The sequence below is a fragment of the Pseudoalteromonas sp. S2755 genome, from assembly GCF_005886535.1.
Lineage (GTDB): Bacteria > Pseudomonadota > Gammaproteobacteria > Enterobacterales > Alteromonadaceae > Pseudoalteromonas.
Genome location: NZ_PNDS01000070.1, coordinates 20,657 through 28,522, shown reverse-complemented (window position 1 = coordinate 28,522; position 7,866 = coordinate 20,657). Strand labels below are relative to the sequence as shown.

At 42.4% G+C, this 7,866-nt stretch carries 10 protein-coding genes; 5 read left to right on the top strand and 5 right to left on the bottom strand.

The window, feature by feature from the left end; all coding sequences use genetic code 11:
* Positions 1 to 459: 459 nt before the first annotated feature.
* A complete protein-coding gene (locus CWC03_RS12910; protein ID WP_138582256.1) occupies positions 460 to 735 on the top strand; it encodes a hypothetical protein in 276 nt (91 codons plus the stop codon).
* 47 nt (positions 736 to 782) lie between these two features.
* Positions 783 to 1,376 carry a CBS domain-containing protein gene (locus CWC03_RS12905; RefSeq protein ID WP_010606047.1) on the top strand — a complete coding sequence of 198 codons (594 nt, stop codon included), beginning with the start codon at positions 783 to 785 and terminating at the stop codon, positions 1,374 to 1,376.
* A gap of 102 nt (positions 1,377 to 1,478) precedes the next feature.
* Here CWC03_RS12905 and trmL read toward each other — a convergent pair whose 3' ends face one another.
* Positions 1,479 to 1,943, bottom strand: coding sequence for a tRNA (uridine(34)/cytosine(34)/5-carboxymethylaminomethyluridine(34)-2'-O)-methyltransferase TrmL (gene trmL, locus CWC03_RS12900; RefSeq protein ID WP_128728534.1), 465 nt, complete (start codon positions 1,941 to 1,943; stop codon positions 1,479 to 1,481).
* Between the two features lie 338 nt (positions 1,944 to 2,281).
* Between trmL and CWC03_RS12895 the strand changes: the two genes are divergently transcribed.
* Entirely contained in the window at positions 2,282 to 3,127 is an 846-nt protein-coding gene (locus CWC03_RS12895; protein ID WP_128728908.1) for a cation diffusion facilitator family transporter, read from the top strand.
* Here the strand turns inward: CWC03_RS12895 and CWC03_RS12890 are convergent.
* Genes CWC03_RS12890 through CWC03_RS12880 form a run of 3 tightly spaced genes read right to left on the bottom strand, consistent with a single transcriptional unit; the run spans position 3,079 to position 6,095 of the window.
* Positions 3,079 to 4,041 carry an alpha/beta fold hydrolase gene (locus tag CWC03_RS12890; RefSeq protein ID WP_138582255.1) on the bottom strand — a complete coding sequence of 321 codons (963 nt, stop codon included), beginning with the start codon at positions 4,039 to 4,041 and terminating at the stop codon, positions 3,079 to 3,081. The two genes, CWC03_RS12895 and CWC03_RS12890, sit on opposite strands and share 49 nt — an antisense overlap.
* 2 nt (positions 4,042 to 4,043) lie before the next feature.
* A complete protein-coding gene (locus tag CWC03_RS12885; protein WP_138582254.1) occupies positions 4,044 to 5,405 on the bottom strand; it encodes an ATP-binding protein in 1,362 nt (453 codons plus the stop codon).
* A 3-nt stretch (positions 5,406 to 5,408) separates the two neighbouring features.
* A complete protein-coding gene (locus CWC03_RS12880; RefSeq protein WP_138582253.1) occupies positions 5,409 to 6,095 on the bottom strand; it encodes a response regulator in 687 nt (228 codons plus the stop codon).
* A gap of 207 nt (positions 6,096 to 6,302) precedes the next feature.
* Between CWC03_RS12880 and CWC03_RS12875 the strand changes: the two genes are divergently transcribed.
* Positions 6,303 to 6,764 carry a Spy/CpxP family protein refolding chaperone gene (locus CWC03_RS12875; protein WP_138582252.1) on the top strand — a complete coding sequence of 154 codons (462 nt, stop codon included), beginning with the start codon at positions 6,303 to 6,305 and terminating at the stop codon, positions 6,762 to 6,764.
* Positions 6,765 to 7,141: 377 nt separating this feature from the next.
* On the top strand, positions 7,142 to 7,450 hold the full coding sequence (locus tag CWC03_RS12870) for a helix-turn-helix domain-containing protein (RefSeq protein ID WP_138582251.1): 309 nt from the start codon (positions 7,142 to 7,144) through the stop codon (positions 7,448 to 7,450).
* 80 nt (positions 7,451 to 7,530) lie between these two features.
* On the opposite strand, the gene yacG is transcribed toward CWC03_RS12870, so the two are convergent.
* The gene (gene yacG, locus CWC03_RS12865; RefSeq protein ID WP_128728528.1) at positions 7,531 to 7,773 is read right to left on the bottom strand and encodes a DNA gyrase inhibitor YacG; all 243 of its coding nucleotides are present in this window, start codon (positions 7,771 to 7,773) and stop codon (positions 7,531 to 7,533) included.
* Between the last annotated feature and the right edge of the window lie 93 nt (positions 7,774 to 7,866).

Below are 7,866 nucleotides of genomic sequence, written 5' to 3'. Positions count from 1 at the left end.
GGTAATGCGCTCAGCCCGGGTGGAAATTAAGTAGATATTCGACTATAAGCTTAAATGCCTAATACCAATTTGTCTTAATACTTGCTCAATTTGAAGGAGTAAATCTGACGCTAACGGCGTTAAAAATTTCTTATTTAGAACAACTAAATAGCAAAATTTCGCCTGGTTATCGACAAGATTTTCTCGCCTCAAAATAGCTCACTTAATTAAGAAAATTGGTATGATTTAATTCTTTTGATTTAAGGTACATACCAAAAATATCAGCGTTAGTATAACGCTAAACGGCGCGCTACAAACAGGAGATTAGTAACAATTCATCTCAGCTCATACAGTGCTGAATGTGCGTACAAAAATTAACCTTAGTATATTTAAAAGCTTAGTAAATAGATTAGAAATAATACTTGTAAACGCAAGAAACTGCCCATACACTCAAAGTAAGGCAGTAGAAGTGAGAATACTATGCGGTTAGTTCGTTGGGTGATTACATTTTGTATGTTGAGTCTGTTGACTGTGTCAACGGCCGACGCTGCTAAATGTGATACCACGCTTTCAATCGCACCTATCGTTGTCGACCTAGACAACTCAAGCTCCAGCCCTGATTCAGACGATTGCGTTGTATCAACAACTCATCGTTTCGCGGTTCCTAGTAGCTTTATCATAGCGCAATCGCAACCAGCCTATTCTTATTCAAACTCAGTAAGCGAGTCGATTAGAGCACCACCTGTCGCAAATTAATTTAGTCCTTTTCCGTGCTTAATTAATTTTAAAGATAGAGGTGATCTATGAACACTTACACAGTATTGAAAACTCAACCTGTTGCAAATTATGAACTTGCTGAAAATAACTTCCCAGCTTGTAACACTGACAACCTAGAGCAAGCACCTGCGCATTGCCTAATGCACAATTTACATTTGGCACCAATGCAGCATATTGATGAAAACAGTAGCATAGATGAAGCTACGTTAGTGCTAGATAAAACGCACCGCAGAGCAAGCTTTGTCGTAGATAGCAAAGAAAAGCTTGTTGGTATGATCTCTAACGCAAGAATTGGTAGTCGCTACGTGTTGAGTATTGCAGAAAGACGTGGCTGTACGAGACGTGATTTAAACGTCAATGATGTTATGATCCCACTATCCGATCTTCGGCAAATCACCTTAAAACAAACTAGCCAAACTGTGGTTGGCAATGTGCTAAAAACAATGGAAGAAGGTGGCTTCGAGTTTTTGCTAGTGATCGATGAAGTGACTCAGCATCCAGTTGGTTATTTTGACCTCATCGATATGATGAAAGCTTGTGGACGTGCAGTAAACTCAATGAAACCGGCAAATAAATTCAGTGATATTGTTGGTACGATTTTGCACCACGCAGAAATTTAAAAGAATCCCTATAGTTAATGTAAATTAAAGTTAGCAAGGCGTCGTAAGGCGCCTTTTTTGTGCTTCAAGTTTGCTCCTATGCAGCAGAAGCTAGGAGCGGTTTTACTTTGCGCCTGCAAACTCAAGTTGTCGCCAAGACTCATAAACAAAAACAGAAACGGCATTAGATAGGTTCATACTGCGGCTATCGGGGCGCATTGGAATACGGACTCGTTGAGGCTCAGGCAGTGAAAAAATAATGTCTTCTGGCAAACCACGAGTTTCAGGGCCAAACAATAGGCAGTCACCTGCTTCATAGGCTACTTCATGATGGTATTTGCTACCTTTTGTCGTGCAAGCAAATACTCGCTTAGGATTTCGTTTGGCTAAGTATGCTTCAAAGTTTGGATGGCGCTCAACTTCACTAAACTCATGATAATCAAGGCCTGCACGTCTAACCCGTTTATCATCCCATTCAAATCCTAGCGGCTCTATTAGGTGTAATGAATACCCTGTATTGGCACACAAACGAATAATATTGCCGGTATTAGGCGGGATCTCGGGTTGGTATAAAACGATATCTAACATGATAGGCCTCTATTAAATTTTGCCCGGCAGTATAGCTGAAACTTGTCGACATTTATATGTGCTGCGCTTGATAGAGCGAAAGGCATTACCCTGCAGCTTTTAAAGTTAGATTGTTGTGAAAAAGTATACAACCGTAATCTGTTTTTCATTTCAAGCCATTACCCTGTAATATAATAGCATCGCGATGCATGAGCATGTTGCGAGTGGTTTGAAGACTAATCAGAAGTTTAGGTTTTCAGTTAACCAAACTTCAGATTAAATAACATGAAAGAAATGAGGTGCCAGTGGATCGCAGCTATGAGTTTTGGGTGAGGTTTTCGAGTGTATTCACCATAGTAATGGTGGGATTGATGATCGCGGCTAAATGTTGGGCTTGGTTGTCTTCGGGTAGTGCCGCTATGCTCGGCTCTTTAACTGATTCACTGCTTGATATTAGTGCCTCTTTAATGAATTTCTTTGTACTGAGCTACGCACTGCGTCCTGCGGACGATGATCATCGATTTGGTCACGGAAAGGCAGAAGCGTTAGCTGGGCTTGGACAAGCTGCATTTATCGCGGGCTCTGCGAGTTTATTGGCTTTTCATGGTGTAGAGCGCATTATCAATCCAACCCAAATTCCACATTCGTTGTTTGGTGTGTGGGTGAGTTTATTTGCGATAGTATGTACTTTGTTGGTGGTTGCGGTGCAATATCAAGTGGTTAAACGCACGCAGTCCATCGCCATTAAGGCCGACTCGTTGCATTATAAGGGCGACATTCTATTAAACCTTGCTGTGCTCCTAGCGGTTTTGCTTAACTTTTATGGTGTAGGTTACGCCGATCCAATTTTTGGTATTTTGGTGGCGATGTATTTACTTTATAACAGTTGGGATATTGCTAAGGAAAGTGCTGCGCACTTGATGGATAAAGAGCTGCCAGACGAAGAAAAAGCACAGATCATACTTATCGCGTCGAGTCATGAGGATGTTTACGGAGTACATGATTTGCGTACCAGGCAAGGTGGAAAAATCAAGTTTATTCAACTGCATCTAGAGCTTGACGATGATATGCCGCTGATGCGAGCACATCAGGTTGCAGATGAGGTAGTTGCTAGCATTAAAGAAGAGTTTGATTGTGAGATGGATGTACTTATCCATCAAGACCCTGTTTCTTTAGCGGTAAGTAGCTCCGCTGTAAACGCATAAAAATCATCTAGCACAGCTTTGCGGGTGTTATCTTGCTCGCAAAGTAGTTCATGTTTCCCAATAAATTCTGTAAGTGTCACATTGTCTCTGTGTGCGGCAAATTGACTTTGCGCCTGATTATCAACAATGCTGTCTTCACTGGCTGTCGCGATACGGATTGGCAGAGCTAACTTAATATTCTGGAGCGAGCGGCATTTATGCAGCGCCGTGTATAGCCAAGCAAAACTGACACCACCGAGCTGTAGCTCGGGAAATTGATCGTACAGGCCTCTAAATAGCGCATATCTGATTGGGCAATCAGTAAGGTCATTATCTTGAAAAGGCTTGTTGTGGTAGTGCACTTGTCCCAATGCATAATGCTTACCTAGCCCAATTAAACAAGCTGTGCCCGCAAGTCCCTCGGCAAACCAAGCTGGGTAGGGAGTCGTGTTGATCCCAAGCATCGGGGCTGATAAATACACTCCCTCAATGTTGCGAGGCCGAAATAACGATAAGTAGTCGCAAGTAATGGCACCACCCATCGAATGCGCCAATATAAAAAGTGGTAAGGTATTTTGCTCGGTAACGATTTGATCCATAAAGCAGTGCAATGTTGCTGCATAATCTTCAAAGCGCCTGACATAGCCGACTTGGTTATCTTTCAGTAATCGCGGCGAGTAGCCTTGTCCTGGATGGTCATAGGTAAATACCGCTATGTTGTTTTGCGCAAACTCCCACAGCAGCTCTCTGTATTTATGCGCCGATTCAATACGACCATTAACTAATACCAGACTGAACGTTGCCTTTTCTGGAATGTGGTAGGCGTAAAATAGCCTACCATGAAGGGTATCAAAAAAGCCTTTTTGGCAGCCTTGCCAGTGCTTATCAATTTCTGGAAGATGTGATTCAAGTTGCTGACTCTGGCTATAAAACATGGCTACCTGTGTAATGGAATTCGGATGCTGACTTGCAAACCAATATTATTACTAAATTCGATATGGGCGTCATGTACTTTTAACGCATGCTGCGCAATGGCAAGACCCAGTCCAAACCCGCCCATTTGATTTTTGGTCGGCGTACGTGCGCTGGACACTCTGAAAAACGGAATACAAAGCTTGTCGAGCATATCTTCACTTACGCCTTTACCATCATCACTGATAGTGCATCGCAAGTGTTTACCATCACTTTCAATCTCGACATTAATAAGGCTAGTTGCATATTTAATCGCGTTACGAATAATGTTTTCGAATGCCCGGTTAAGTAGCATTGGGTCGCCATAAAGTATTGCCTCGGGTAGTGCTGTGACGACAAGGTCCTTCCCTAGTTGTTGTGCTTCAAACAGTGCATCTTCCAATATCGGGTCGAGCAGCTCATTGAGCTTAATTAGTTGCTTATCGATTGGCACTTGATCCGCTTCGAGCTTAGATAAATGTAAGATATCGCTGAGCATATTTTCAACTAGCTGAGCTTCACGCTCAATGCGTTCGATATAGCTTTGGCTTTGCGCGGTGGCATGGCCCGCCGCAAGGCCAGTGGCCATTTGCAAGCGGGTAAGCGGTGAGCGTAGTTCATGGGATATATCAGCAAGTAAGCGCTTTTGATTGTTAACTAAAGACTCTAACTTATCAGCCATTAAGTTAAAATCATGACCCAGTTGACCGAGCTCGTCTTGGCGTTTGGTATTTATATCGGCTCTGCTCGACAGCTCTCCACGAGAAAGTTTTGCAGCGGCTTTTTGTAGCTCTTTAATTGGTAACAATAGATCTCGAGTAAACCAAAAACATAGCAACAAGCTTGCGCCCAGCACGACCGCGACTTTTATCCAAAGTGGTAGGGCTCTTAATTTGACGAGCGCAGTTGGCGTATGGTTTTCAAAAATTAAATAAAGACGATAACTATCACCTTGAAGTGTAAGCTCTAGGGGGCCAAAAGCCTTGTACTCTGGGGTAAAAATAGCGACTGGTTTGGCATCTTCGGTAAAACTGAGTAAATCTAAATTCAGCGTTTTTATATTTGGATCGGCGGTAACGCTTTTTTCGGCATCGCGGTGGCTCAAATAGATATTTCGCGCTTTTCTTTTACGTAGTTTGGCGATCTCATTAAGCTCAAAATTAGGACGCTCGCTTGCGCGTATTAACGCTTTTTCTAATTGTTTTAGATTTTGCAGCATGGGTTTTGAGATACGCTGAGTTTCCACAACATCGGGTTGTAGCATGCTGATCCCGAGCAGCAACAACATAGTGGCAATGATAGTGAGCCAAAACCAGGCAAAAACTTTAACAAGTAAGTACCGCTTCATTCATTACGCCTTTAGAAAAATATAGCCAGCGCCGCGGATCGTTTTGATATAAGTGTGCTCACTTAATGCGGCAATTTTCTTACGAACATTAGAGACATGCATATCGATAGAGCGATCATAAGGCACAAGTGGTCGGCCTAGTACTTGTCGTGAAATAGTCTGCTTGTCGACCACTTCTCCTGCGGTTCTGACCAGCAAGTGTAGCACTTCGTATTCGGTGCCCGTCAGCGACAACATTTCGCCATTAACAGTGGCGCTTCTCGAAGCCACATCTAAACGCAGTTGATGGATAGTAAAGGTATCATCTGGACTGTGTTGCTTATAATGATCGACGCGACGCGTAATGGCTTTAACGCGCGCGAGTAGCTCCCGGTGGTTAAACGGTTTGGGAATATAATCGTCAGCACCTAGCTCCAAACCAAAGATGCGATCAAAGTCATCGCCTTTTGCCGTTAACATAATAACGGGTGTCATCTTCTGAACACGTAACGCTTTTAGCACTTCAAAACCATCCATTTCGGGAAGCATTACGTCTAATAATATTAGGTCGAAATTTTGTTTTAATGCCAGCTTCAGACCTTCAGTTCCTACGTGGGCCATTGCCACTTCAAAGCCTTCAGCAGCAAAGTATTCTTTTAACAGGCTGCAAAGTTCTTGGTCGTCATCAATAAGTAAAATGGAATGTTTCATTGTCATACTTAGTCCAGCATTGTTGGTTGGCGTTGGCCTGAATAGTTTGGCTCTAGCATATTACACATTACTTCAACGCCTTATGTAAATTGCCTTTGCTTTTTTTTGCAAAGCACTGACAAAACTTTACCTCTGTCTGACGTTCCTTTTCTTTGCGCTTGCTAAATTTGATGGTGACAAAGCAATGGCGAACAAGGAGCCAACATCATGAAATTACTATCTACTTTAGCATTAGTTACAGCGCTTGGCGTATCGACTTTCAGCTTCACTGCAAGTGCAGGTCCTGCGGGCGGGCATCTTGAACACTCAGCAAGGTTGTTGCTATCGGATAAAGGGCAGAAGTTATTAGAGTTAACAGAAGCGCAGCAAGGCCAACTAAAGACAATTTATGCGGACTACAAAACTGCCAAAAAAGCGCTAAAAGAAAGTGGGAAAGAAGCACATTCAACTTATCGTGAAGAGATGAAAGCACTCATGTTAGCGCCAAATTTTGATAAGGCTCAAGCGCAACTTTTATTGGAAAAAAGCCAAGGTAAGAAGCAAGCGTGGGCGTTACTTTCAATGGAAACTCGCCACAAAGTTTTCCATGTACTAAACGAAGAGCAGCGCGATAAACTTCAAGCACTTAAGTCACGTCGAAGCCACAAAGGTAATAAAAAGGCAGATTAAATATCAATGTTTTCCTCCAATCTAGCCCTGACCTTCTCGGTAAGGGCTTTATCAATCACCTGCTACTTATCACCTTCTTATAAAATGAGAGCTTGTACGCCAGTTTGATGTAAAGAATTGATCTTTTGCAACCAATGTATAGAACAATACAACCGTTTACATCGGTTTAAGTTACATGTTGATAACATGTTTGCGTTGTGGTACTTTTCGATTAGGAGTACATCTAGCAAGTCTGCGGATAACTCTTTGAAATAGTGTCGAATTGAAAAATTCTTAATTTACGCACACAAACTTTCCAATAACTTTTATTTTCTTCAGAGTAACTAAGGGTATTCTTTGTTGTTGGCTGTTTGTTACTAGGTATCACTGAGGGAGACATGCAGACACCTGAAGAGTACGAGGTGACACTTAGGATCCGAGAACTGTTAAAAGAACTCAAAAAGCGTAGAGGCTATACTAAAAAAACCATTAGCCAAAAGCTCGGAATAGGTCTCACCACACTAGACGATTACCTTAACGGAACAAGCTCATTTCGCTTGGGTACCTTAATTAAACTGTCGGAAATTTGCCGGATCCAGCTAAGTGATATTTTAGAAGGGGCGGGGCATATAGCTAAAACTTATCAAAATGAGGAAAGAGGCACGGAGCGAGAAGGGCAAGAGGAACAAGCAAAAAAAGATAGCTAGTGGTTTTGTCGAGTTTGCTCTTTTACGAGCCTAATAAGCTAATATCAGAGAGTGAAGGCCGAGGAAACCGGCCCGCAGGTCTATTCTTTAAAAAAGCTATCGTCGTTTTTAGCCAGCATCGCTTCTATATCTTCAATCAAACTTTCCGCATCTTGGGGGGTGAGTTCACCACTTTTTATCGGTGTAGAAATCGCGTTTGATTCGTCAGACCAATCACCTAAATCAATTAATTGGCAGCGCTTTGAGCAAAACGGGCGAAATGGACTTTTATCCGACCATTCAACAGCCTGTTGGCAGGTTGGACACTTTACTGTGGTTGTCATAATGCATTTACTTTATTACTTCCTAATTGTACAAGTCTAATCGCATTTAATCGCTTTGTGAACCGAGTACGTATCTACTTCGACCAGCTTGCA

Coding starts and splice junctions, on each gene's coding strand:
- CWC03_RS12910 (WP_138582256.1), top strand. CDS start 460: ATGCGGTTAGTTCGTTGGGTGATTACATTTTGTATGTTGAGTCTGTTG.
- CWC03_RS12905 (WP_010606047.1), top strand. CDS start 783: ATGAACACTTACACAGTATTGAAAACTCAACCTGTTGCAAATTATGAA.
- trmL (WP_128728534.1), bottom strand. CDS start 1,943: ATGTTAGATATCGTTTTATACCAACCCGAGATCCCGCCTAATACCGGC.
- CWC03_RS12895 (WP_128728908.1), top strand. CDS start 2,282: ATGGTGGGATTGATGATCGCGGCTAAATGTTGGGCTTGGTTGTCTTCG.
- CWC03_RS12890 (WP_138582255.1), bottom strand. CDS start 4,041: ATGTTTTATAGCCAGAGTCAGCAACTTGAATCACATCTTCCAGAAATT.
- CWC03_RS12885 (WP_138582254.1), bottom strand. CDS start 5,405: ATGAAGCGGTACTTACTTGTTAAAGTTTTTGCCTGGTTTTGGCTCACT.
- CWC03_RS12880 (WP_138582253.1), bottom strand. CDS start 6,095: ATGAAACATTCCATTTTACTTATTGATGACGACCAAGAACTTTGCAGC.
- CWC03_RS12875 (WP_138582252.1), top strand. CDS start 6,303: ATGAAATTACTATCTACTTTAGCATTAGTTACAGCGCTTGGCGTATCG.
- CWC03_RS12870 (WP_138582251.1), top strand. CDS start 7,142: ATGCAGACACCTGAAGAGTACGAGGTGACACTTAGGATCCGAGAACTG.
- yacG (WP_128728528.1), bottom strand. CDS start 7,773: ATGACAACCACAGTAAAGTGTCCAACCTGCCAACAGGCTGTTGAATGG.